25 protein-coding genes and 1 pseudogene are annotated in these 24,529 nt (G+C 35.5%); 16 read left to right on the top strand and 10 right to left on the bottom strand.

From position 1 onward, the window contains the following. Positions 1-104: 104 nt before the first annotated feature. From DS031_RS10035 to DS031_RS10015, 5 genes are all read right to left on the bottom strand, one after another. On the bottom strand, positions 105-1,256 hold the full coding sequence (locus tag DS031_RS10035; protein ID WP_113805937.1) for a M20 peptidase aminoacylase family protein: 1,152 nt from the start codon (positions 1,254-1,256) through the stop codon (positions 105-107). Between the two features lie 54 nt (positions 1,257-1,310). Next, complete coding sequence (locus DS031_RS10030; protein ID WP_113805936.1) at positions 1,311-1,868, bottom strand: YpiB family protein; 558 nt, start codon at positions 1,866-1,868, stop codon at positions 1,311-1,313. Positions 1,869-1,978: 110 nt separating this feature from the next. Beyond that, complete coding sequence (rarD, locus tag DS031_RS10025) at positions 1,979-2,929, bottom strand: EamA family transporter RarD (protein ID WP_113805935.1); 951 nt, start codon at positions 2,927-2,929, stop codon at positions 1,979-1,981. A gap of 164 nt (positions 2,930-3,093) precedes the next feature. Further along, the gene (locus DS031_RS10020) at positions 3,094-3,363 is read right to left on the bottom strand and encodes a hypothetical protein (protein WP_113805934.1); all 270 of its coding nucleotides are present in this window, start codon (positions 3,361-3,363) and stop codon (positions 3,094-3,096) included. Positions 3,364-3,459: 96 nt separating this feature from the next. After that, the gene (locus tag DS031_RS10015; protein WP_113805933.1) at positions 3,460-3,921 is read right to left on the bottom strand and encodes a DUF4362 domain-containing protein; all 462 of its coding nucleotides are present in this window, start codon (positions 3,919-3,921) and stop codon (positions 3,460-3,462) included. 216 nt (positions 3,922-4,137) lie between these two features. On the opposite strand from DS031_RS10015, the gene DS031_RS10010 reads away from it, so the two are divergent. The 13 genes from DS031_RS10010 to DS031_RS09955 all read left to right on the top strand — a co-directional run bounded on the left by DS031_RS10010 (position 4,138) and on the right by DS031_RS09955 (position 16,810). Beyond that, positions 4,138-5,298 carry a Gfo/Idh/MocA family protein gene (locus DS031_RS10010; protein WP_113805932.1) on the top strand — a complete coding sequence of 387 codons (1,161 nt, stop codon included), beginning with the start codon at positions 4,138-4,140 and terminating at the stop codon, positions 5,296-5,298. A 21-nt stretch (positions 5,299-5,319) separates the two neighbouring features. Continuing rightward, positions 5,320-6,069, top strand: coding sequence for a ThuA domain-containing protein (locus DS031_RS10005; RefSeq protein WP_113805931.1), 750 nt, complete (start codon positions 5,320-5,322; stop codon positions 6,067-6,069). 29 nt (positions 6,070-6,098) lie between these two features. Beyond that, complete coding sequence (locus DS031_RS10000) at positions 6,099-7,202, top strand: Gfo/Idh/MocA family protein (protein ID WP_113805930.1); 1,104 nt, start codon at positions 6,099-6,101, stop codon at positions 7,200-7,202. Between the two features lie 479 nt (positions 7,203-7,681). Further along, positions 7,682-8,977: an extracellular solute-binding protein gene (locus tag DS031_RS09995; protein WP_245947317.1), complete on the top strand. Its 1,296-nt coding sequence runs from the start codon at positions 7,682-7,684 to the stop codon at positions 8,975-8,977. Positions 8,978-9,079: 102 nt separating this feature from the next. Continuing rightward, positions 9,080-10,045 carry a carbohydrate ABC transporter permease gene (locus tag DS031_RS09990; protein WP_245947315.1) on the top strand — a complete coding sequence of 322 codons (966 nt, stop codon included), beginning with the start codon at positions 9,080-9,082 and terminating at the stop codon, positions 10,043-10,045. Beyond that, on the top strand, positions 10,042-10,863 hold the full coding sequence (locus DS031_RS09985; protein WP_113805929.1) for a carbohydrate ABC transporter permease: 822 nt from the start codon (positions 10,042-10,044) through the stop codon (positions 10,861-10,863). Before DS031_RS09990 ends, DS031_RS09985 begins: the two co-directional genes overlap by 4 nt. Before the next feature lie 215 nt (positions 10,864-11,078). After that, on the top strand, positions 11,079-11,255 hold the full coding sequence (locus DS031_RS23605) for a hypothetical protein (protein WP_181833093.1): 177 nt from the start codon (positions 11,079-11,081) through the stop codon (positions 11,253-11,255). A 453-nt stretch (positions 11,256-11,708) separates the two neighbouring features. Beyond that, complete coding sequence (gene iscB / locus DS031_RS09980) at positions 11,709-12,956, top strand: RNA-guided endonuclease IscB (protein ID WP_113805928.1); 1,248 nt, start codon at positions 11,709-11,711, stop codon at positions 12,954-12,956. A 110-nt stretch (positions 12,957-13,066) separates the two neighbouring features. Further along, positions 13,067-13,612 (top strand): 1,2-dihydroxy-3-keto-5-methylthiopentene dioxygenase, encoded by a 546-nt coding sequence (locus tag DS031_RS09975; RefSeq protein WP_113805927.1) that lies wholly within the window; start codon positions 13,067-13,069, stop codon positions 13,610-13,612. Between the two features lie 91 nt (positions 13,613-13,703). Next, on the top strand, positions 13,704-14,303 hold the full coding sequence (locus tag DS031_RS09970) for a GDSL-type esterase/lipase family protein (RefSeq protein ID WP_113805926.1): 600 nt from the start codon (positions 13,704-13,706) through the stop codon (positions 14,301-14,303). Positions 14,304-14,321: 18 nt separating this feature from the next. After that, on the top strand, positions 14,322-15,611 hold the full coding sequence (locus DS031_RS09965; RefSeq protein WP_113805925.1) for a M26 family metallopeptidase: 1,290 nt from the start codon (positions 14,322-14,324) through the stop codon (positions 15,609-15,611). A 2-nt stretch (positions 15,612-15,613) separates the two neighbouring features. Then, positions 15,614-16,189: an LPXTG cell wall anchor domain-containing protein gene (locus DS031_RS09960; RefSeq protein WP_113805924.1), complete on the top strand. Its 576-nt coding sequence runs from the start codon at positions 15,614-15,616 to the stop codon at positions 16,187-16,189. 141 nt (positions 16,190-16,330) lie between these two features. Continuing rightward, positions 16,331-16,810, top strand: a complete 480-nt coding sequence (locus DS031_RS09955) for a hypothetical protein (protein WP_113805923.1) — start codon at positions 16,331-16,333, stop codon at positions 16,808-16,810. Positions 16,811-16,894: 84 nt separating this feature from the next. Here DS031_RS09955 and DS031_RS09950 read toward each other — a convergent pair whose 3' ends face one another. The 4 genes and pseudogenes from DS031_RS09950 to DS031_RS09935 form a co-directional block, all read right to left on the bottom strand. Next, positions 16,895-17,572: a TerC family protein gene (locus tag DS031_RS09950; protein WP_113805922.1), complete on the bottom strand. Its 678-nt coding sequence runs from the start codon at positions 17,570-17,572 to the stop codon at positions 16,895-16,897. A gap of 365 nt (positions 17,573-17,937) precedes the next feature. Continuing rightward, positions 17,938-18,264, bottom strand: a complete 327-nt coding sequence (locus tag DS031_RS09945) for a DUF3243 domain-containing protein (protein WP_113805921.1) — start codon at positions 18,262-18,264, stop codon at positions 17,938-17,940. A gap of 135 nt (positions 18,265-18,399) precedes the next feature. Then, positions 18,400-18,666 (bottom strand): annotated as a pseudogene (locus tag DS031_RS09940) (KGG domain-containing protein); the annotation flags it as partial. Between the two features lie 190 nt (positions 18,667-18,856). Then, complete coding sequence (locus DS031_RS09935; RefSeq protein ID WP_113805919.1) at positions 18,857-19,096, bottom strand: hypothetical protein; 240 nt, start codon at positions 19,094-19,096, stop codon at positions 18,857-18,859. Positions 19,097-19,471: 375 nt separating this feature from the next. On the opposite strand from DS031_RS09935, the gene wrbA reads away from it, so the two are divergent. Together wrbA and DS031_RS09925 are read left to right on the top strand one after the other, a co-directional pair. Beyond that, a complete protein-coding gene (wrbA, locus tag DS031_RS09930) occupies positions 19,472-20,083 on the top strand; it encodes an NAD(P)H:quinone oxidoreductase (RefSeq protein ID WP_113805918.1) in 612 nt (203 codons plus the stop codon). 175 nt (positions 20,084-20,258) lie between these two features. Next, the gene (locus DS031_RS09925) at positions 20,259-21,098 is read left to right on the top strand and encodes a chemotaxis protein (protein ID WP_113805917.1); all 840 of its coding nucleotides are present in this window, start codon (positions 20,259-20,261) and stop codon (positions 21,096-21,098) included. A 32-nt stretch (positions 21,099-21,130) separates the two neighbouring features. On the opposite strand, the gene DS031_RS09920 is transcribed toward DS031_RS09925, so the two are convergent. Further along, positions 21,131-22,258 (bottom strand): sensor domain-containing diguanylate cyclase, encoded by a 1,128-nt coding sequence (locus DS031_RS09920; protein WP_113805916.1) that lies wholly within the window; start codon positions 22,256-22,258, stop codon positions 21,131-21,133. Positions 22,259-22,865: 607 nt separating this feature from the next. Here DS031_RS09920 and DS031_RS09915 point away from each other — a divergent pair. After that, positions 22,866-24,446: a bifunctional metallophosphatase/5'-nucleotidase gene (locus DS031_RS09915; protein ID WP_113805915.1), complete on the top strand. Its 1,581-nt coding sequence runs from the start codon at positions 22,866-22,868 to the stop codon at positions 24,444-24,446. Positions 24,447-24,529 lie beyond the last annotated feature (83 nt).

Below are 24,529 nucleotides of genomic sequence, written 5' to 3'. Positions count from 1 at the left end.
GGTACTTAAATTTTATCAGAAGATGTCCTTTTTATTATGAAAAAAATAAAAGCATGTGAAATTTTACTGAGCGTAAAATTTCACATGCTTTTTAGGTTTTCAGACTAGGGTTTTGTCCCAGCCTCTTCTTTTTTATATTCATCAAATGTATGTATTATTGTTTTAGCTAAGATTTCAATCCCAATAAAAAGCGCTTCTCTATTAAAGGTCATGTTTGGATGATGAAGCCCTGGTTTTAAATCACAACCAAGCCCAAGCATAACTGCTTTTAAATGAGGACGTTTTAATGTGTAAAAATGAAAATCTTCTCCGCCTGATGTTACGACGGAAGGAGAAAGGTAATTGGGTCCGATCGTATCAACGATTGCTTTTTCCATAAAAGATTGTGCTGTCGGATCGATTATTGCTGCGGCTGTCCCATCTGCGCCTCTTAAAGTAATTTCAACATTGTATAGTTCAGAGAGCTTATTTACAATTTGATAAACTTGAGCTTGTAAATTTTTCATAGTTTCATTTCTTTGAGCACGAAGATCCAGCTTAAAAGAAGCACTTCCTGGAATAATATTACCGCTTTCACCTCCTGCATGAAAAGCAGTCATTTTAACAGAGTGGGGAATCATCGGATCTAAATGAATGGTACTGAGATGATGAACAAGAGCGGCACCAACTTCAATCGCATTTGTTCCTAAATGCGAACGAGCGGCATGAGCATCTTCTCCTTTAATCGTTCCGGAAAGAAATGCAGCTGCTCCGTGCTGAATCCCAGCACAAGCTTCGCCATCTCGTAACTCTTGAATTGGACGAAGATGAACACCGTATAAATAGTTCACATCATCGACAACACCTTTTTCAATAAGCTTTAAAGCACCCGTTCCTTTTTCTTCTGCAGGCTGAAAGATAACTTTTATTTTACCGTTTGGTTTAAACTTTAGCTCTTTTAAAAGAAGCATAGTTCCGATGATCATTGTCATATGAGCATCATGGCCGCATGAATGATTCGCTTGAAATTCTCCGTTTATTTCCTGCCACAGGGCATCAATATCTGTACGAAGTCCAACACAAAAATCTCCCTCACCAACTTCAACAGTAAACCCTGTACTGTCCTCAAAGGGCTTTGGTTCGAATTCATACTTTTTTAAAAAGTTCATGAGATAGCTCGTTGTATTAACTTCCTTCCAACTAACTTCAGGATGTGTGTGAAGATGCTGAAAAAGTGTTCCAAGTATAGGTTTTAATTTTTCTACAGCTGCTTTCATTGTGTTCAGCTCCATTATATTTATAAAATGATAAGAAAAATGCATAGTTGCTAACTATGCATTGGTTGCTTTTTCGTATTGTTTTAATTCTTCGACAAGCTTTTGAAACAGTTCTTTATCGCCTTTATCGAGCGCTTCATCGATTTGCTTTTTCAATAGATGTTTTCGCTGTTCTTTAAATGAGGCATCCAATACTTTTTTTGCTTCGTTTAAATCTTTATTGGATTGCTCATTACGTTTAATATTTTCAACAGCTGGATTTTCAATCAAGTTTAAATATTTATAGTTCATCATTTTCCCTTGAAAATGAATCGTAATATAAGTTTTTTCCGTTGGATTAAGCGTCATATCTTCCACAGCTTTTGAAGTTTGTTCTGTTCGTTTGTTATGTTTATAAAAAATAAACCCAGGCTGATCAGAGGTCGTGCTTGACACAATAATCATTCGTTCGCTTTTTCTGATTTTATCAGTAAAGTGAACATTCTCTAAAATGTGAGTATGGTTAATTAAATAATCAAGTACATATTTTGCTTCAATCGTTTTTAAGCGATGATTTTGTAAAAACCACTTTAAAAAACTGCGCTTTTCATTTGTCGATACCCATCTATTCATACTGCGCTCACACCTTAGTTTAGTTATTACTTCTATTCTATCATTTAAAAAATTCTTTGCACAAGGAAAATGGAAGTCTGTGCAAAAAAGTGTACCAGCCAAATCAGCTGCTACACTTTTTTTTCTGCTAATCTTCTTTTGTAAAATAGCTTTTGTTCAAGAAAAATAAATTGTTTTGTTCGTGATAGTGAAAAAATAACAAGTGAAATCCATATAAAGATAAACGAGACAAGGTGAACATCATTAAACGGTTCCTTATAGAAAACTGTCCCAATAATAAGCATAATTGTTGGGGCGATGTACTGTAAGAAACCAATCAATGAAAGTGGGATGCGATTGGCGCCGCTCGCAAAAAGAAGCAGCGGAATTGCAGTTGCACCACCGGCTCCGATTAATAAAAGGGCAGTGAGTGGTTCTTCAACTGTAAACGCACTTGTACCGCTTGTTTGAAGATTTCCTAAATAGAGCAGTGCAAATGGTGTAATAATGAGTGTTTCAATCGTTAACCCTGTCATCGCTCCTAAACTTGCAAGTTTTTTTAGTAAACCATAGACGGCAAAGCTAATCGCGAGTGAAAGAGCAACCCAAGGCATAGAACCGAAATGAACTGTCATATTTAACACACCAATTAACGCTAGAAAAAATGAAATCATCTGCCAAAAGGAAAGGCGTTCTTTTAAGAAAATCATCGCTAATAAAACGCTGACGAGAGGATTCATGTAATAACCAAGACTTGCTTCAACAACATGGTTATTATTAACAGCCCAAATGTATGCAAACCAATTAATGCTGATGACAAAAGAAGCAAGCGTAATCCCAAGTAACTTTTTCGGTGTCTTCATTAACCCTCGAAAATCAGCCCAAAATGAGGAAAGCTTTTTCGTTAGTAATAAAATAAAAATCATAAATACGAAAGACCATATAATGCGGTGCGCAAGAATTTCTTCTGGTACAGCACCGTGAATCAGCTTCCAGTAAATCGGTAAAAATCCCCACAGTACATAAGCACCAATTGTCGCAAGAATGCCAATCAGCTGTTCGTTAGATTGTTCTAGTTTCATAGGCTAAACCTCGGTTCTAATATTATTTCAATAAAATTAAGTGTAAGGGGATTAATGGAAAAAAGCAATAAAAAGGTTTTGAACAACTTGAGTTTAAAAATAATTGATGCTATATAACGATAAAGAAGAGGAGTAGGAGTTAAATCCAACTCCTTTTAGTAATGTTAGGTTAAACCAATAATAAGAGTAAGAAGTAACGATGTACCTCCAGCAATCAATATGCTGTAAAGCCAATACTGCTTTTTCTGCCTTCTTAATACGATTCCATTAAAGATTGCAAAAAGCAGTAAATCAAGGGGAATACTTAACCATGGGTGAATTGAAGCGCCTTCTCCAAACTGAACGGTAAGCCAAAAAAACATATACAAATAGAAAGAAAAAATTCCGATTACAATATTGCCAACAATAAATAGCGTTTTTCTTAATGGCTGCACGAGATCACTCCTCTGTTCATTATTTTCCCGTTTGATAGAGTGATAATCATATTCTTCTAATAAAGTTAAGAAACTTGGCAAACACCGAGTTTTTTTCTATTTTTCAACATCGTATGGTACATAAAGCAGTTCAAAATTATTCCATTCCCCGGTGCAATTTTTTAGTGTATAAATTAACTCTTTTTTTGTTTGCGTTCGAATAAGGTCCTTACATGTTTCTGTAGTAACTTCTTGAGGTCCATAGCCATCTTTTGTTGTGTCAAGTTGAAATTGAATTTTTTCCTTTTCATAAGTTAGCTCATGATAAATCGGATCACCTTCAATTGTATATTTTACAATTCGGATGCTTGATGGGTGATTATTGTTTACTTCTTCAATAAATTCATCAAGTGCTTCTAAATTTTCAACATTACCATGCATCGAAATAATATCGTTAGTTGATGGTTCTTTTTTGTTTGTAGTTTTTGTTCTGCTGTTTATCTCTTTTTCAGTCCCACAGCCAGCTGCAGAAAGTAAAATCAATAAACAAAATACAAAGAGTTGAACTTTGTTTAACATGAAAATTCTCCGTTCATCATTGGGTTTCTATATAAAAGACCAGCTAATAAAGCTAATAGTTTCATAAAAGCAGCGGTTATTTACCACCAACTTAATTTATACAATAGACAAACTAAGTTGGTGGTGATATAATATTTTGTAATTAAGTGTTATTATTCAGATTATTTAAATTATTTTCTTTGAACCAACGAAAAAATCGTAAAGGAGAATAGAAACATGGAAACAATTAATATCGGCATGGTTGGCTACAAATTTATGGGAAAAGCACACAGCCATGCATATCGAGATCTTCCAATGTTTTTTCCTAAAAGTCTTCGTCCAGAGATGAAAGTCATTTGCGGACGTAATCTTGAAGGGGTAGCTGAAGCGGCCGCTCAGTTTGGATGGCAGGAATATACAACGGACTGGAAAGAGCTGTTGAAACGAGATGACATTGATTTAATTGATATTAATGCCCCGAGTGATGTACATAAGGAAATTACGATCGCCGCTGCTGAAGCGGGTAAGCATGTTTTTTGCGAAAAACCGTTAGCGCTTACATTAAAGGATTCTAGGGAAATGCTTGATGTAGTAGAAAAAGCAGGGGTCAAACATATGGTTGGCTTTAATTATCGTTTTACACCTGCTGTTATGTTAGCGAAAAAACTAATTGAGGAAGGTCGATTAGGGGATATTTATCATTTTCGCGGGTGGTTTTTACAGGATTGGATTGTAGATCCAGAGTTTCCGCTCGTGTGGAGACTTCAAAAAGAAGTGGCAGGTTCCGGTTCGCACGGAGATTTAGGAGCACATCTCATCGATATGGCACATTATCTTATCGGTGACATAAAAGAAGTGATTGGAATGAATGAAACGTTTATTAAAGAGAGACCGCTTCCTGCAGAAATGAGCGGATTATCAGCGAAAGGAAGTAAAGAATCTGCAAAAGGACCAGTTACGGTTGATGATGCAACACTATTTTTAGCTCGTTTTGAAAATGGGGCGTTAGGAAGCTTCGAAGCGACTCGATTTGCTTCAGGACACCGCAGTACAAATTCATTTGAAATTAACGGAAGTAAAGGCAGTGTTATTTTTGATTTTGAACGAATGAATGAGCTCCAAGTTTATTTTGTTGACGACAAAGAGGACGTGCAGGGTTTCCGCCGCGTATTAGCAACTGATGCCCCACACGCTTATGCTGAAGTATGGTGGCCATCAGGACATACAATTGGCTATGAGCACACATTTATTCATTCAATTGTTGAGCTTATGGACGCATTCAATGAAGACCGTCAGCCTGTTCCGAATTTTCGCGATGGTGTGAAATGTCAGCAGGTTTTAGAGGCGGTCGATTTATCGATTGATAAGCGGCGGTGGGTTACAGTGTCTGAACTTTAATTTATAAGGAGTGTTTACAAGATGAAGAGAAAAGCATTAATCGTTTGGGGCGGCTGGGACGGTCATGAGCCAGAGCAAGTAGCCCATATTTATAAAGGGATTTTACAAGAAGAAAACTTTGAGGTGGAAGTTTCCGATACACTAGAGTCATATAGTGATCCTGAAAAACTGAAATCATTAGATTTAATCGTTCCGCATTGGACGATGGGGGAAATTAATAAAAAATATGTTCATAATATTTCCGCAGCTGTCATGAGTGGTGTAGGACTAGCTGGCTGTCATGGCGGAATGTGCGATTCATTTCGAAATAATGTTGACTGGCAGTTTATGACGGGTGGCAACTGGGTCGCCCATCCTGGAAATGACGGTGTTGAATATATGGTCAATATTAAACATTCCTCAAGTCCGTTATTAGAAGGAATGTCTGATTTTAAAGTTGTTAGTGAACAGTATTATCTGCATGTCGATCCTGCTGTAGAAGTGCTGGCAACGACGCGCTTTCCAGTTATTCAAGGACCGCACTCTTTAAATAAGGCAGTTGATATGCCTGTTGTTTGGACAAAACGCTGGGGACTTGGCCGTGTTTTTTATAGTTCATTAGGACATTTAGCGAATATTGTAGCGATGCCAGAGGTTTCAAAAATGATGAGGCGGGGCTTTTTATGGGCGGCAGAAGGAAAAGAATTATACGGTGATATGGAAGCTTCCTATTTTGGTACGTCAGGAAATGGAAAAGCTGGCATTTATACTGGGATGGGAGATAGTCAATAAAAACTATTAATCAATAGGGGGAAGTGCGTATGGATAAAGTAAAAGTAGGTATTATTGGATGCGGAAATATTAGTTCTATTTACCTCGAAAACTGCCCAAAGTTTGATCATCTTGAACTTGCCGCTTGTGCTGACTTGGATGTCGACCGGGCGAAAAGTCAAGCTGAAAAATACGGTGTTCCTAAAGCATGTACGGTAAAAGAGTTGCTTCAAGATCCTGAAATTGAACTGGTAATTAATTTAACGATCCCAAAAGCACATGCTGCAGTATGTATTGAAGCGCTTGAAGCAGGGAAACACGTTTATACGGAAAAACCATTAGCCGTAACACGGGAAGAAGGAAGAGGAATTCTAGAAACTGCTGAGAAAAAAGGACTCCTCGTCGGCAGCGCACCTGATACGTTTTTAGGAGCGGGTATTCAAACAGCCCTTCACCTTATCGAAAGGGGAGAGATTGGAACTCCAATTGGTGCTTCTGCTTTTATGATTGGACGAGGACATGAACATTGGCATCCTGATCCAGCTTTTTATTATGACGTCGGCGGTGGACCGATGTTTGATATGGGACCTTATTATTTAACTGCCTTAATCGCTTTAATGGGACCTATTAAACGAATTTCTGGTTCTGCTCGAATTAGCTACCCTGAACGAATGATAACGAGTGAACCAAAAGTAGGAACTAAGGTTCAAGTGGCAACACCAACACATATTTCTGGTGTAGTAGATTTTGCTTCTGGAGCGGTGGCCACAATCACAACGAGCTTTGATGCCTTTGGCGGAACAAGTTTGCCGCCAATTGAAATTTATGGAAGTGAAGGTACACTGCTCGTTCCAGATCCAAATACATTTGGTGGACCGGTTCGCTTACGAAAGCGGGATGAAAAAAATTTTATAGAAGTACCGCTTTCGCATGGATACGATCAAAACAGCCGTGGAATCGGTGTGGCAGACATGGCTCAGGCAATTCGGAGTGGGGAAAGTCACCGTGCAAACGGTGAAATGGCCTATCATGTATTAGAAGCAATGCATGGTTTTCATGATGCCTCTCATAGCGGCATGTATTATAATATGAAAAGCTCCTGCGCTAGACCTAAATCATTCCCACTGGCATACGAGTTCTCTAATGCAAATTAATATGATATATAAGATTTAAAGCTGTAAAGGAAAGGATATGAACACTTTTCTAGATAGAGAGATTAGTAAGGATTATAAACTAGATAAGTATTCATTTCTTTCTAATCATAAAGTTCATTTAATCAATAGACAAACTAAGTTAAGGGTGATAAAATATTTTTAAGAATAGTTTGAATATTTAAAATAAAGAACCTTGTTTTATCAACTTAATTCATATTTTATACAAACTAAGTTAAGTAATCCTTAATAACTTAGCTGAATATTAAAAGTTTAAATGAAAGCGCAGACAATTTGAGTGTATCCAGATTAAAATTATTTAATATTTATATTGCCGCCGTTATTAAAGAACTATGTTTTATAATATAGAACATTTTTAGGTTAAGGAGGTGATGTCCAAAAAAATTGATAAAATGAACAACCTTAAAATGAAAGCGATTCCATTTAATTTGAAGATTCTACATATGAAGGGGGAAAAGAAAGTGTTAAAAAAGTTATTAACATTCGTACTTCTTTTAGCTTTCGTATTATTAGCAGCTTGTGGAGGTAAGACAGCGACAGAGACTTCTTCAGAAAGTGGTGAAAGTTCCGGCGAGAAAAAGAAGTTAACATTTTGGCACATTGAAACAGGGTCAAATCAGGAAGTACTAAACGCCGCAGTCGAAAGGTTTGAGAAAAATCATCCTGATGTAGAAGTGGAAGTCATCCAGCAAGAAAATGATCCATATAAAACAAAGTTAAGTGTAGCGATGGGAGGAGGCACTCCGCCTGACGTCTTTACTTCTTGGGGTGGTGGATGGCTGAAAGAATTTGTAAAAGCAGGACAAGTAAAAGATTTAACAGAGGAACTTGACAAAGAAAACTTCGTACCTGTTGCACTTACTAATTCAACGTTTGATGAAAAATTATATGGTGCACCGTTAAGAATCGCATTTGTTCCAGTTTGGTACAATAAAGAAATTTTTGAAAAGCTTAATCTTTCAACTCCTGAAACATATGAAGAACTGCTTGGAGTCATTGAAACATTAAAAGACAATAATATTATTCCTTTTGCATTAGCGAACCAATCAAAGTGGCCAGGGGCATTTTATTTAATGTATTTTGCAGATCGTATTGGTGGTTCATCACTCTTTAATGAAGCATATGAGCGTACAGGAAGAGCATTTGATAATGAAGCATATATAAAAGCAGGAGAAAAAATCCAAGAGTTAGTAAAAGCTGAAGCATTTCCTAAAGGATTTAATGGATTAAACTATGATACAGGGCAATCAAGGCAGTTATTTTACTCAGGAAAAGCAGGAATGATTATTCAAGGAACATGGTTATTAAGCAATATTCGAAATGAACTACCAGAGTTTGAAGAGAAAATTGATATTTTCCCATTTCCAGCTGTTGAAGGTGGAAAAGGCAGTAAAAACAATGTGGTTGGCGGTGTAAACCCAACATTTTCAGTTTCAACAAAATCAGAGAACCCTGATCTAGCTGTAGAACTTGTAAAAGAATTAACAAGTCAAGAAACAGCTCAAGAGCTTACTGATAAGTCAGGAGCGATTCCTGCTGTAAATGGCGTAGAAATTACGGATGAATTTGCGAAACGCACGTATGAGCTTCTAGAAAAATCAGAAGTTTTACAACCGTACTATGACCAAACTCTTCCGCCGGAGTTGGCTGAACTTCATAAAGATACAACACAGGCAATCTTTGGTTTATCAATGACACCAGAAGAAGCAGCAAAGAAAATGGAAGAAAAAGCGCAGGAGATATTAACAGAGAAATAAAGAAAGACAATGATTCTAAAAATGGGATCAGACCCTTCTCAATTCGAGAGGGGAAGATCCTCTTGAGTTATTATAAAAATGAAAAGAGGAGGTAGAAAAATTGTGGCACAAAGTAAGACAGACCTCATGTTAGAAAAATATAAAGTAATGACTAATGTAAAAACAAATCAAGCATATAAGAATAAATTGAAGAAAGCTTTAGTTATTACATCGTTTATAGGGCCGGCGTTTATGATTTATGCTTTATATGTTTTATATTCGATTGGTGTTACGTTTTACTACAGTTTGTTTCAATGGACTGGGATTGATGCGAATAAAGTATTTATAGGATTAGGCAATTATTTTCAGTTAATCGCCGATCGTGTTTTTTGGTTATCTCTTGAAAACAATCTCATTTTGATACTTGCTTCTTTGCTCACGCAAATTCCATTTGGACTCATCATGGCTTTAATGCTTTTTGCTCCTATTCATGGAATTCGAATCTTCCGAACAGTATATTTTTTACCTTTATTAATGTCCACTGTTGCAATAGGAATTTTGTTCACATTTATTTTTGATGCAAATTTTGGCGTAGTCAATCAAGCTTTAGCTGCTGTTGGACTCGATTCTTGGCAAAGAGGCTGGCTTGGAGATGAACAAACGGCTATGTGGACAGTGACGGCGACAATTTGCTGGCAGTTTGCTCCTTTCTACATGATTTTATTCCGAGCAGCTATTGTTGGCATACCAGAGGAACTCTATGAAGCTGCTAAAATTGATGGCGCAAGTGCAGTACAAAGATTTAAATCGATTACACTACCGCTTCTTCTTCCGACAATTGTAACGTCCTCTATTTTAGCGATTATCGGTTCACTTAAATATTTTGATTTAATTTATGTGATGACGAACGGAGGACCTAACAATTCTACAGAACTAATGGCTACATATATGTATAAACAAGCATTTACGACATTTAATATGGGATATGGAAGCAGTATTTCATTTGGAATGTTTGTCATTGCATTGTTAATTACGACATTTGTGCTTGGGTTTGATCATTATAAGAAAAAGAAGGGAGATCTTGTATGATTAAGACAGCTGCAAAACTTCCATTATATGTACTAGCTCTTTTAATTCTAGTATTTACTGGTTTTCCATTTTTCTTTATGATAAACACGGCCCTTAAAGGGCAGTTTGAATTTATGACAAATCCATGGTCATTTCCACAGCAGCTTCAGTTGGAAAATTTTACTTCATTATTTGAAAGTGAATTTATGAGCTACTTTTTCAATAGTATGATCGTTTCTACTATTTCAGTTGTGTTAGTCATTATCCTTTCTGCCATGGCAAGTTATCCGCTGGCTCGGATGAAATTTAAATTAAATCGACCGATATTTTTCCTGTTTATTATGGGGATGATGATTCCAATTCATACCACATTAATTCCTATCTTTATTTTAACGAAAAATTTAGGTCTTTATGATACAATTTGGGCATTAATTGGCCCGTATATTGCGTTTGCTATTCCTATTTCAATTTTTATTTTCACACAATTTATGCAGGAAATTCCAAAAGAATTAGAAGAGGCGGCAAGTATTGATGGATGTGGACATTATCGAGTCTTTTGGAAGGTTTTGTTTCCAATGCTGACTCCAGCCATATCAACAGTAGCCATTTATAACTTTATTCATATTTGGAACGAATTTGTTTTTGCGCTTATTTTAACATCAAGTAAGGAAAATGCTACATTGCCGCTCGGTTTAAGAGAATTTTACGGGGAATTTTCAATCAATGTTCCGGCGATGATGGCGGCGCTTGCACTAGGAAGCTTACCGCTTATTTTTGTTTACTTAGTTGCACAAGAAAAAGTAGTAAAAGGCTTATCTGCTGGGTCTGTCAAAGGATAAAATTAAAACCATTATTAAGAAAAATTGAATACTAGCGACCGCATTTCTGCTGCTTTAGTAATAGATGGGGTCGTCTTTTTATTTTCTGTTTCTCTTAAACTATTTATCCTTTTTTGTCGAAATAATCTTCTGAAAATATTGACTTTTAATCGTAATCATGGATAATAGTTTGTAAGCCCTTTCCTTAAAAATTATGGGACAGAAAGGAGAACGTGATGGCAGTAACAAGTGAAATTTTAGATTTAGCTAATTTTGCACAAAATCGATACATAGAAATGATAAAAGAATTTGAAGATAAATTAGGAAGACAGTTAACAGATAAGGAAAGACATTTTATTGATTGGATGATCGAGCAAGAATTAAAAGATAAATTAGAGGCTTATGAGAGATAATTCTCATAAGTCTTTGCTTTTGATATTTAATGCTTGTTTTTTTCTGGAATTCAATAAAATCCCTTTTCAATTCGCATATTTTTGCTAAAATAAATAAGAGTAAAAATAATCAGAACTCCTTTGTCAGTTTACTATAGGAGCTCGGAACAGTTGGTTTTATTCCGTATAAAACCGTAAAAAATCATATAAAATCGAGAGGAATTGGTTTTCTATGAACTGTTTTGTGTTCTCAAACCTCAGTGAGTGTAGTCTTTTGAAAGAAAGACAGCATGATGAACTACGTTGTCAGGGAGCGGTCAAGACATACCCTTGGATGTTTCTCCAGTCCGAGGCTCTATGAGTGCTAAGTAAGACTGTTTCCTACCTCTTGGAAACGAAACAGCAAACGCACACATCCCGTCTGATGACTTTGGCAAGGAGAACAATCCCCTTTTCGAAGGAGGCTGACCAGAGATGGTCTCATACTGTTTTGTGTTAGATAGAAAAAGAAGGAAACTCTCTCCGACAAATGAAAATCGCGGTTGGGTTCTCATTCGAAAAAACAAAGCAGCACTCATCAACAAGTTTCCAATGGTCATTCAGCTTTTTAAGGAAGTGGCAGACGAAGAAATCGATCAAACACCGATTCATTTTAATATCGATGATGGCTCTAAATTTACAGGCATTGCCCTTGTGCAGGAATGCCAAACAAAAAACAAACCGGTCTTTAAAGGAACGATCGAACACCGCACTGATGTAAAGGAAAAAATGGACAAAAGAAGAGGGTATAGAAGATATAAACGCTCTCACAAAAAATATCGTCCAAAGCGGTTTCATAACCGTTCATCATCAACAAGAAAAGGTCGTATCCCACCAAGTATCAAACAAAAAAAAGAAGCAACATTACGCGTGTTAAACAACCTAATGAAATGGATTCGTGTGAACCACATTCATTTAGAAAATGTGATGATTGATATTCACAAGCTTGAAAAAGGTAGTCAACCTTACCGATGGGACTATCAAAAATCCAATCGATTAGATGAAAACTTACGAAAAGCAGCGTTAATGAGAGACCATTTTACGTGTCAAGATTGCGGAAAGAAACATTGCCGTTTAGAAGTTCATCATATTATTCCTAGACGTTTGCAAGGTTCGAATTCAATTCACAATCTCATCACGCTCTGTTCTTCCTGTCATGAAAACGTAACAGGAGAAGAGTCCAATCATGCGAAACGTTTTTTCGATAAGATTCAAGGAAAAAAGATCATTTTCCTTGATGCGATGCACGTGATGCAGGGGAAAACTTATCTTCAACAGGAAGTGAAAAAAATTGCACCTCTTACGCTCACAACAGGAGGAGATACTGCGAATCGACGGATCGACTGGGACATTGAAAAATCCCATTCAAACGATGCGATTGTTCTTTCCCAGTTACACGTTTCTTCTAAGCAGTGTGATATGAAAGACTGGATCATTAAACCGATGAGGCGGCGTTCTAAAAAGAAAGTAGAGGAAGTAAATGGCTTTCAACACCGAGATTTTGTCCGTTATACGAAACGAAATGGAGACGTCTATGAAGGATATATTACGGCTCTTTATCCTAAAAAGAAGCAGTGTAACCTCACTACAACAGAGGGAAAGGTTTTAAAAAGATATGGAGTAAACCGCCTTAAGCTTTTATGGCGGTTTAACCACATTTATTTTTTGAATAAACATGAATAAAAAAGGAGGTGAACTTGGTTAGATCTATTTTTTCTATAATAAACCATCATTTTAGTTATTTTATATGAATTTAGATGGTTTTATATAGTTAGACTTAACCAGGAAACAAAATGGCTGTTATTAAAGTTAGAAATACAGACGAGCGTATCGAAGGATTAGAAGCAGTTGGTGCTTTTTTAGAAAAACAAGGTGTGCTTTATGAGCATTGGGATACAACAAAACTACCTGCATCTTTACAAGAAAAATTTGATTTAACTGATGAAGATAAAAATGAAATTTTAAGTGTTTATGATGATGAAATTAAGTCACTTGCAGAGCGCAACGGCTATGTGAAATGGGATATTGTTGCATTATCTGAAGCAACTCCAAATTTAGACGAGCTTTTAAAGAAATTCGAGCAGGTTCATACTCATACAGAAGATGAAGTACGTGCAATTACGGCAGGAAGCGGAACGTTCATCATCAAAGGTGAAGGCGAAACAGGTTATTTTGATGTTGAGCTTGAAGCTGGTGATGTGATTTCTGTACCTGTTAATACACCTCATTTCTTTACACTAACAGAAGAGCGCAAAGTAGTAGCGGTTCGTCTTTTTATTGATCCATCAGGTTGGGTTGCAAATCCATTTAATGATCCAGAATTTGAAGAAGCAAAATAAATATGTAAGACAGGCCTCTTTTTATTATAGGAGAAGAGGCTTTTTATAATTGGAAAAATTAGGGGGAAATAGCTGTTAAGGAGAATGAGGAATGAAATCTAGAAAACTAGTAACTTTATTAACTTTATTGTTAATAATAAACACTTTTTTTTCCTCCTTTGCGTTTGCAAGCGAACACAATCATAAACTTTCACTTGTAGCGCTCGGTGATTCAATAACCTTTGGATATGGTCTTGAACAAAATATGACTAGCCCTTCATTAAAAGCTTTTCCTAATTTAATAAAAGGAAATGGGTCCATTGAGGTAACAAATCTAGGTGCCCCTGGCTGGACATCGACAGACTTATTAAACACATTGAATACTAACCCCAACTTTGATGAGGCATTACGAAGTGCAAATATTGTTACGTTAAACATTGGAAGTAATGATTTGCTAAAAGCTATTCAGTTTTATGACATGATAGACACAACTTCACCAATCAAACTTACCCCAGATCTTGAATTAAAAGTGAAACTAGCCGCACTTCGTTTAGGTGAACAATTAAAAACAATTGTCGGACACATTCGTGAGCAAACTTCAGCGCCAATTATTCTTTATACACTCTATAATCCGTTTGATGAAAGCAGTGACCCAATGATGTCTTCCCTACATAATCTTGGCGAACAAATTGTACCTGCTGTAAATGATTAATTTATTAAGCCTGTAGGAGTGCAGTTTGATCTTTTATTAGCGGATGCTTACTTAGCTTTTAACGGTAATCAAGCTGACTATATTCTTCCAAAAGAGATTCATCCAACTGAACAAGGACATCAGGCTCTTGCACTATTAGCAGACAATGCTTTAAAAACAATAAAACCTGACCCAACTGAATTTACAGGAGGAGAGGGGACGATGGATAATCCTTATCTTATTAAAACAGCCCAACAATTAGATAATGTAAGAAACTATTTAGATCAACATTTTAAATTGGCTGCCAATATTGATCTCTCGAGTTTTGCTGCTGAAGATAATAAAGGCTGGAGACCGATTGGTAATGAAGAACAAGCTTTTACAGGATCTTTTGATGGAAATAGACATCTTATCTCAGGATTAACGATTAAGCGTCCAGATGAGAACTTTATAGGATTGTTTGGTGCTGTAAGTAATGGAGTTATTGAAAATGTTTCATTAGAAAATGTACAAGTAAGCGGTCATTCCAAAGTTGGGGGGCTTGTTGGCTCCTTAAACGGTAAGGTCGGAAAATCCTATACAACTGGCAGCGTTACTGGTGTAGACATGATTGGAGGACTTGTTGGGAATTTGGCAGGTTCTGTTCATCAATCATACAGCACTTCAAATGTTAATGGAAATGGTTTGACTGGTGGATTAATAGGAAAAGCTGTTGGAGCAAGTGAAGTTGTTCATTCCTATGCAGCTGGGCGTGTAACTGGCACTAGTCTGACAGGTGGTTTAATCGGAAGTATAGAAGATGATAACGCTGTGACAAATTCATATTGGGATATAGAAGCAGCAGAACAAGCAAATTCTGCAGCTGGAATTGGAAAAACTACAGTGGAGATGAAAGAAAAGAATACGTTTATAGAGTGGGATTTTCAAACTGTATGGGGAATTAAAGAAGGGGAAAGTTATCCTTTTTTAATCACATATGAACCTTTAACAATTGGTTTAACGGCTGCCCCACATAAAGCAGGAGTAAGTGAAGTTACAATTGAAGTAGAGATGAACCGGCTTGAAAACAATCTCGTGACAAAAAAGTATGCATTAGGTAATGTTACACTAGAGGAATTTGCAAATGCTGAAAAGGGACAGGTATTTAATGGTTCATCCTTTCAAGTAATTGAAAATGGCATTTATACTGTTTATATAAAAGATGATGAAGGAAATGAAGCAATTGCTACTATTGAAATTAGTACAATTAATCCATATAAATTCACTATTATTTCTAATGGTTATACAGAAGAAAAAATGCTTCACTCTTTATTAAAAACAATGAGTTAGAGGTGACGATTCCTATTTCTAACTTTGAAACGTCTCCAACACAGTTTATTTTTAATAAGAAGGAAAGCAGTAAGGGAGTATTAAGTGCCGTTTATGAATTGAAGGTGAAGCAAAATAAGCAAGAAAAATCAAACTTTTCAAAGCCAATTACTTTATCACTTAAAGTAGATCCTAATTTTATAAATAACGAAAGTAAGGTGAAGCTGTACGCTTTAAACAAAGAAAGCATGCAATGGAAAGAAATTGGCGGTATTTATAAAGAAGGTATACTCACTGCTGAAGTAACGAATGCTGCAGTGTTTGCGGTTTTTGAAAAAGAAGAGGAGCCGCTAGATGACATTGTGAAGGAACCTGTAAAGGAAGAACCGGTAAAAGAGGATCCTCAAACGGACAAGCAACCTGAAAAAGAAGAAGATAAACAGCCAACTTCTCCTGCTGCAGATAATAAGCACAAAAAGCTGCCAAATACTGCAACATCGATGTATAATATGTTAACAGCCGGTTTAACATTCATTGTGATTGGATTAATGCTTGCATTTTTACAGCATCGTCGCTTCAAAAAAAGCTTTGAAGTGTAATTTATTAATCAGAAGCAAAAAGGTATTTGTATATTTAAAAAGGCCTCTTATAAAAAGAGGTCTTTTTTACTCCGTCATGTTTTGTTTTCAGTTAAAGTGGAACTAACTTATTAAGAATAGCTGTAATAATGGAGGGTTTAGATGTTTGGCTGGCATGATATGTGGACGTTTTTTTGGTCGTTGTTTATTGTTTTACCATTGGTCTCGTTTCTTCATCAAGCAGGACATGTTTTTTTCGCAAAGTTGTTTGGCGCAGAGATTAAGTTTGCGTTAGGAAGAGGCAAGGTTCTTTTTAAATTCGGTGCTTTTGAGATTAGAAGAATTTATTTTCTTGATTCTACTTGTCATTACGAAGGAGTAAGAGTGAACAGTTGTTGGGCGCACATTCTTATTTATGCGGGGGGCACTCTTTTTAATGCGCTTTCAGTTCTTATTGTAAATTCTTTAATTGTTTATGAGATATTACCATCTCATTTATTCTTTTATCAGTTTGCCTATTTTTCAATTTATTTTACATTTTTTGCGCTGTTGCCGGTGCAATATGGCGAAAATCATCCAAGTGATGCAAAAGCGATTTATGATGTGATTCGATATAATAAGCCGTGTGATCCAATTGATTAATAAAAGGCAGAAAAAAGCCAAAGAAAGTCAGTGTATTATTGAAGAGGGTATTCATTGTTCCTCAATAATAGCTGACTTTTCTTATTAATTAGCTTCTATGCTTTTTGGTTGCTTTCCTTTTTTTCTAAGGCCAAAGAATAAAACAGCTGCAACGATAATGAATTCAAATCCATATTTAATAACTGGATTTATGAAAAAGTCATGGATGAAAGGCTCTTTTACAATCATTTTTGATGCTGTCCAGGCTAAAATAGCAGCACCAATTGTAATAATAACGGGGAATCGCTCAATCCATTTTAATATAATTGTACTTCCCCATACAACAATTGGAATAGAGATAAGTAAGCCTAAGATCACTAATAGGAAACTTCCGTGAGCAGCGCCGGCAACTGCAAGTACGTTATCTAATCCCATTAACGCATCAGCGATAATAATGGTACGAATGGCTGCCCAAAAGTTTTCACCCGCTGATACGTCATGCCCTTTTTCTTCTACTAAAAGCTTATAAGCAACCCAAACTAATAACACTCCTCCGATAAGCAGTAAGCCTGGAATTTGCAGCAGCCATACAACCGCTAACGTTGCAACAGCGCGTATACCAATTGCACCGACAGTTCCCCAAATGATTACTTTTTTTTGCATTTCTTTCGGTAAATTTCTTGCTGCTAGTCCAATTACAATAGCGTTATCGCCAGCTAATACAAGATCAATAACGACAATGGCCAGGAGTGCAGATAAAAACTCCATAGAAAACAGATCCATTACAATTCCTCCTTAATTAACTGTTGTAAATTTAAAAATATAATTTGCTGTATCTGCCTACAATTCTTTTTATTAGTATGAACATAATGAAAAAGAGTATGTTCTTGTTAGCCGAAAGAGTATTTATGTAAACAAAAATGACCTTTACCTGTGTAGGTAAAGGTCATTAAACAGAGAAAAGTCCTTCACCTAACAGGCAAAGGTCTTGCTAACAACGACCCGCTGCTAATTAAGCCGGCGAAAGTATCACGTGATGACAACCTAACTGTGGAAATGCTTCCCTTTGACAATAACAATTATTGAATAATAGATTCTTAAAAAATAGAGAAGATTGACTGTCAACCTTCTCTACGTAAGTTTATTAGTTATTTCTCCTCATCAACAAGTTTAACAAGCATATGAGCAAGTTTATGTTGTTCTTCTTCTGTTCCAACTTTCCATAATTCACGTAATAAATTCTCTTCGCGGTTGCGTGGTTCCTCATGCTCTGCTAAATAATTTGCTGCTTTTTCTGCACCTTTTGCTAATGTTTCTTCACTTAATTTTAATTTTTTGCCCCATTCTACTTTATCTCCTAGATAACTTTTAAATTCTTCAAAGTTACTTAAAATTTCATCTTTCTTCTCATTACTCATTTGGTCAATTGTTTGATCAATATTTTTTGCTTCATTCTTTGGCTGTTCAATAGACATTAAACGATCTCCTTTCTTACATTAAAATAAATGATAACATAATAAGAATCTCAAATAGGGAAGAAAAGAACGAGCGGTGCTCGTTCTTTTAATAAATTAATTGTTGTTATTATTATTTTTACTGCTATTAGAAGAGTTATTGTTATTACGGCTTCGTTCTCCGCCTTTTTGCCCAATTTCTTGATAGAATTCTTTGTCGTGATTTTTGCTTGTTTGTTCTCCACCTTTTTCACCGATGTCTTCATAAAAAGATTGATTATGGTTTTGTTTTGTTGTTTCTCCGCCCTTTTGCCCAATTTCTTGGTAAAATTCCTTGTCATGATTTTTGCTTGTTTGTTCTCCGCCTTTTCTTCCAGCTTCCTCATAACTCATTTTGCTGTTAGTGTTATTATTGTTTGCCATGTGTAACTCCTCCTTAAAGTGAATTTTTATGTGTACGTTCATTGTCTTTCCACGGTTATTAAAGCTTGAAACATTTTAATAAACATTTAAGGAAATCTTCCTATCGCTGATTAGTTCATAAGTAATATATTTTATTAAAATAGTTTTTTGGGTTTAGAATTAGTTTCAATATGGCTATTAAACAAAGTTATTATGTTTTTTCGACGACATATACTCTTTTGTTACGAAACTGTTTTTCTCCATTCGTAGATGAATGCTCAAAGCAGCCATCTAATTCCATTGTTACTTTATATTCGCGATCTGGATCAGAGAAAAGTTCAGAAGTATTACTAGAAACGAGAATAACATCTGTTGTGGAAACAAAACTATCGAGCTCTTTTGCTGAATAGTTTTCACCTGGTTTTAATGTGTTTAGTTGATATTCTCTCATCATAATCCCTCCAATAAAATAGTTGCGCTATTATCCACATTTCCACCATTAAAAATTAATAAACAACGATTAGAAGGAAAGTGCTAGAATGTAAAATGTTAAATAAATTAATTTCAATATATAAATAATTTAAAGATTATTAAATTATTTATGATTGACAAAACAAATAGTTAAACTTTATAATTATCTTGAAATCGAGATAAATTACTTGTTAATAGTATGCATATTGCGATTTTTATTACTTATATATCTCGAATTAAAGATATAAGAATTAATAGTATAAGGCTTAACTAGTTTGAATTCAGGGTAAGGGGTATATGAACTCAAAATTTAAGGGAAAATAATTTTTGTGAAATGGAAAGGGGAAGATGAACGATGTCAAATGTAAACTTAGCGATTGTTTATTACAGTTCAACAGGAACAAACTATAAGATGGCAAAATGGGCGGAAGAAGGTGCAAAAGAAGCAGGAGCTGCAGTAAAAGTATTAAAGGTGCCAGAGCTTGCACCACAAGAGGCTATTGAATCAAACCCAGCATGGAAAGCCCATCTTGAAGAAACAAGCGATGTACCTGAAGTATCATTAGATGACCTGGAGTGGGCGGATGCAATTATCTTCAGTATGCCAACGCGATTTGGAAATGTACCGGCTCAAATGAAGCAGTTTCTTGATACAACAGGTGGACTTTGGTTTAATGGAAAGCTCGCAAACAAAGCCGTAAGTGCAATGACATCTGCGCAAAACCCTCATGGCGGTCAAGAACAAACAATTCTTGCTCTGTATATTACAATGTATCACTGGGGAGCAATTGTTGCTGCACCGGGCTATACGGATGGATCTATTTTTGCAGCAGGTGGTAATCCGTACGGCACAAGTGTAAGTGTTGATCAAGACGGTAATATGAAAGAAGATGTAGAAGCTGCGATTAAATATCAAGCAAAACGTACAATATCAGTTGCTGAGTGGATTAAAAATGGAAACCAATAAATATGAAAAGAAACACGCGAATCCAAGTAGTAGGATTGGCGTGTTTTCCTTTTATAATTCAAATTTGAGTTTTTTCCTATCTTATAGTAAGAACCTTTTAGATATGTAGGTGAATAAAATACAATATTATGATGTTACTTATCAGCTTGCATATAGTTTAAAAGGGGAGACAAATATGACACAAAAAGTTGCCGCAGCAATTATTCATGGAATGGGAAACCAAAAAGAAAATTTTGCTGAAAAGGTTATACAGCTTATTCAAGAAGAGGCAAAAAAACAGCTAAAGCTCTTTACGAATGATCCAGATTCACAAATTGTAATTGAATCAGTTTGTTGGGCGGACGTATTTGAAGAACAAGAAGAGGAGCTGTTTCAAAAACTTGTCGTAAACGAACAGCTTCGTTGGATGCAGCTAAGGCGCTTTGTAATCCATTTTCTTGCTGATACAATTGCCTATCAACCTGTTAAAGTAGGAAAGCAAAACTATGAACGTGTTCATGATAAAGTGAAAGAATCCCTTTATCAGCTCTCAAAAAAAGCTGGTGAAACTGCACCACTATGTATAATTTCTCACAGTTTAGGGTCAGTTATTGCAAGTGACTATTTTTATGATTTACAAGCTAAATTATCTGTTAGTGATTTATCTCCTTTAGAAGCGGGTGACACGTTAAATTTATTTTATACACTAGGAACTACTTTACCGTTATGGAGTCTTCGCTATCACGACTTCGATAGCCCCATCCATATTCCCTCGAAAAAACTTAATGACTATTATCCAGAGCTTAAAGGTGAATGGATTAATTTTTATGATAAAGATGATATTTTAGGATATCCTTTGAAAAATGTAAACGCGGAGTATTATAAAGCTGTTACGGAGGATAGAGCAGTAAATATAGGAAATGTGTTGGAAAGCTGGAATCCGCTTTCGCATCGTGCATACTTAACAGATAAGGATGTCATTCGACCGATCGCTCAAGGATTGATTCATACGTGGCGAACAATAAATGATAAATAAGTGTTGCTGAAAGTAAAAAAGAAAGCACTACATCATACAGTGCTTTCTTTTTTACTATTCTGATCAAAACTTTCATCATAAATAAAAAAGTTATTTTTTCCGTGCTGTTTTACGTAATACATTGCACTGTCTGCCTGCTTTATTAACGTTTGACATGTCTTATGCTTTGTTTTATTGGAATCACACCATGAAATTCCGATGCTCGGTGAAACTTGAACCGATTTCCCTTCAATTAAAACAGGATTTTCCAATGCTTTAATAATCCTTTGCGCAATTTGAAGCACAAACTTCTTGTCGGTATTAGGTAATAATATTGTAAATTCATCTCCTCCTAGACGAGAGACTGTATCACTTTTTCGCACACATTTTACAAGTCGTTTCGCCATGTCTTTTAACAATAAATCGCCGCTGTGATGACCCAACGTATCATTAACTTGTTTGAATCCATCGAGGTCAATAAAGAGTACAGCTAACATACTTTGTGTATATTTGGCATCTGTTAAAGTTTGTGTTAATGTTTCTTCAAAAAATCTACGATTGGGCAGGTTAGTTAGTGGATCATGATAAGCAATAAATTGAATAAGTTCTTCCTTCACTTTCTTATCCGTAATGTTTCTGATGACTATTTCTCTTGCAGTTTGCCCTTTATACTGCATAGGAATGGAAGTAAGTTCAACATCAATCACATTGTTAGTCAGTGTTTTAAACTTCATTTCTGAACGAATGACGCTGTCAAAACCCTCTTCATTAGTATATTTTTTGAAGAAATCACACAATGTTAAAAGTGAGGAAGGATGAACAAAATATAAAAGCGACTTTCCAATAAGCTCTCTATCATTTTCAGCCTCAAGCAAATCAACGGTTGTCGAATTGGCATAAAGAAGTTTATGTTTCTTCACAATAATAATAGCTTCTGGAGAAAAGTCAACGAGTGATTGCTGCTGTTCATTTCCTTGGGCATCTTTCTTTAGTTTATGTGTGCTGCGGCTTAAGAAAGTAAGTAAAAGTATTCCGGTAACCCAAATTCCTTCATCAAGAAAAGTTTTCAAACTATGATGTTGAGAAAGATTAAACAAATGAAGAACAGCTTCCTCATTGTAATCAAGTAGTAAAACAGAAAAAAGAACAATATAGACAGTTTTACTGTTTTTAAATAACATGAATATTTCTACTCCTACTCTATAGGTAACTATATAATAAAAAATTTATACAAAAACCACCTTTACAGCAACCAAGGGAAAAATTAGTTAAAGAAGTTGAAAGAAAGAGGATATCTAATATTAAATAAACGGTGATTAAAGAAATATTATAAATATATTAATACCTATATGATAGCGTTTTCTTTGAGGGTCTGCAATTTATTTTTAATAAAAAAATTATTTGCAAATAGAAAACTGTGGGAAACTCATATTTCAACTTTTTCTAAAAAGGGATCTTTTTTTGCTTTAGCTATTACTGTTTAATTGTATAAGTTTTTCTTGGGTATTTGTCTATATCCATCCTTAAAATAAATCGTTCACAATAGGTATCTAGTAGCGAATAGGTGTTTTATAAAGGATTGATTTTGTATGGAGGTAAATTCAAACCGGCGATTGCATCAACTATCATTTGATGCAATCGCTGATCAAGATATATTAGATTAGTTAAATCAAATTCCAAATTGAAGAAGATCAGAAGCAATCAGACAGGCAATACGCTGCTTATGAACAGAAGTAAAGTTATTAATAAGACGTTTCTTTGGATTATGAACGGAAAGAAGGGAAGAAAGTGCGGTTTAGTGAACAACTTTTAATAACAGTTTTAGTAACAAGTGATATTCACGGAAATATTTATCCTATTAACTATGGAGATAACAGTGAAGTGCAGCACGGTTTAGCAAAGCTTTCATCACTTATAAAAAAGGAAAGAAAAATAAATGAGCATATTTTATTATTAGATAATGGTGATTTGATTCAGGGAACACCTTTAACTTATTATTATGTAAAATATCAAAGAGAGAAAGGTAATCCAATGATAAACGTGCTGAATGTTCTGAATTATGATGCTGCTGTTATTGGAAATCATGAATTTAATTACGGAATCGATACTTTGAATCAAGCAGTAAAAGAATCGAGTTTTCCTTGGCTTTCGGCAAATATTATTGATAAACATAAGAAAAAGCCGATATTTGGAAATCCGTATATTATAAAAGAAATACAAGGTATTAAGGCGGCAGTATTAGGAGTTACAACACATTACATACCAAATTGGGAAAACCCTCATCATATTGAGGGACTTATTTTTAAAGATGCGTTTCAAACAGTAAAAGAATGGGTGTATTATATTCGTAAACATGAAAAGCCAGATGTTCTTATTGTTTCTTATCACGGCGGTTTTGAAAGAGAGTTAGCTACGGGAAAAGCAATAGAAAGCTTAACAACTGAAAATCAAGCATACGACATGTGCAAAGATATTGATGGCATTGACATTTTAGTAACAGGGCATCAACATCGTTCGATAGCATCTGAATTAAACGGAGTGACAATTATTCAGCCGAGCTTTAACGGTCAAGCGCTTGGAAAAGTGACTCTTATACTAGAAAAAGAGCAGGATCATTGGATTATAAAAAATAAATCAGCAGAATTAATAGAAGTAACAGAAGAAGTTGAAACAGATCGTGAAATTTCAGAGCTTGCTTGCGAGTGTGAGGAGCAAACGCAAACATGGTTAGATCAACCGATTGGTATAGTTAGTGGAGATATGACGGTAAAGGATATACTGGATATTCGCCTTAAGGACAATCCATTAATTGAATTTATTAATGCTGTGCAAATGGATGCCGCTGGGGTGAGTATATCCAATACAGCTCTTTTTCATAATCAGTCACCAGGTTTTAAAAATCACATTACAATGCGCGATATTGTTTCAAATTACGTTTATCCGAACACATTGAAGGTCATTCGGATTTCAGGTCAAGATATAAAAGATGCGTTAGAAAAATCGGCAACATATTTTATCATCAATGAAAAGAAAGAAATTGCTGTTAACCCGGAGTTTGTTGAGCCAAAGCCGCAGCATTATAACTATGATATGTGGGAAGGAATTGAGTACGAATTAAAAATATCAAATCCAATTGGAGAGCGTGTTGTTAAACTACATGTGAATGGGAGACCGATTGATTTAACGGCAGAATTTGATGTAGTGATGAATAACTATCGTGCTGGTGGCGGTGGCGATTATGAAATGTATAAAGACAAGAAAGTCATAAAAGAAATTACAATTGATATGTCGGAATTAATTGCGAACTATATTTTAGAACGAAAAGTGATTCATGCAAACTGTAATGAAAATTGGAAAGTTGTAATATGAAAAACTCCCTTATAAACTTTGGAGAAATTAGAAATAAATCTTATCAAGAAGAGGCTGTCTCAAAAGCACAGGGTCAGACCCTC

Source organism: Bacillus taeanensis, from assembly GCF_003318295.1.
In the GTDB taxonomy this organism is placed as follows: domain Bacteria; phylum Bacillota; class Bacilli; order Bacillales; family UBA6769; genus Maribacillus; species Maribacillus taeanensis.
Note: the sequence above shows the minus strand (reverse complement) of the source record. Positions and strands in the feature narration are given on the sequence as shown.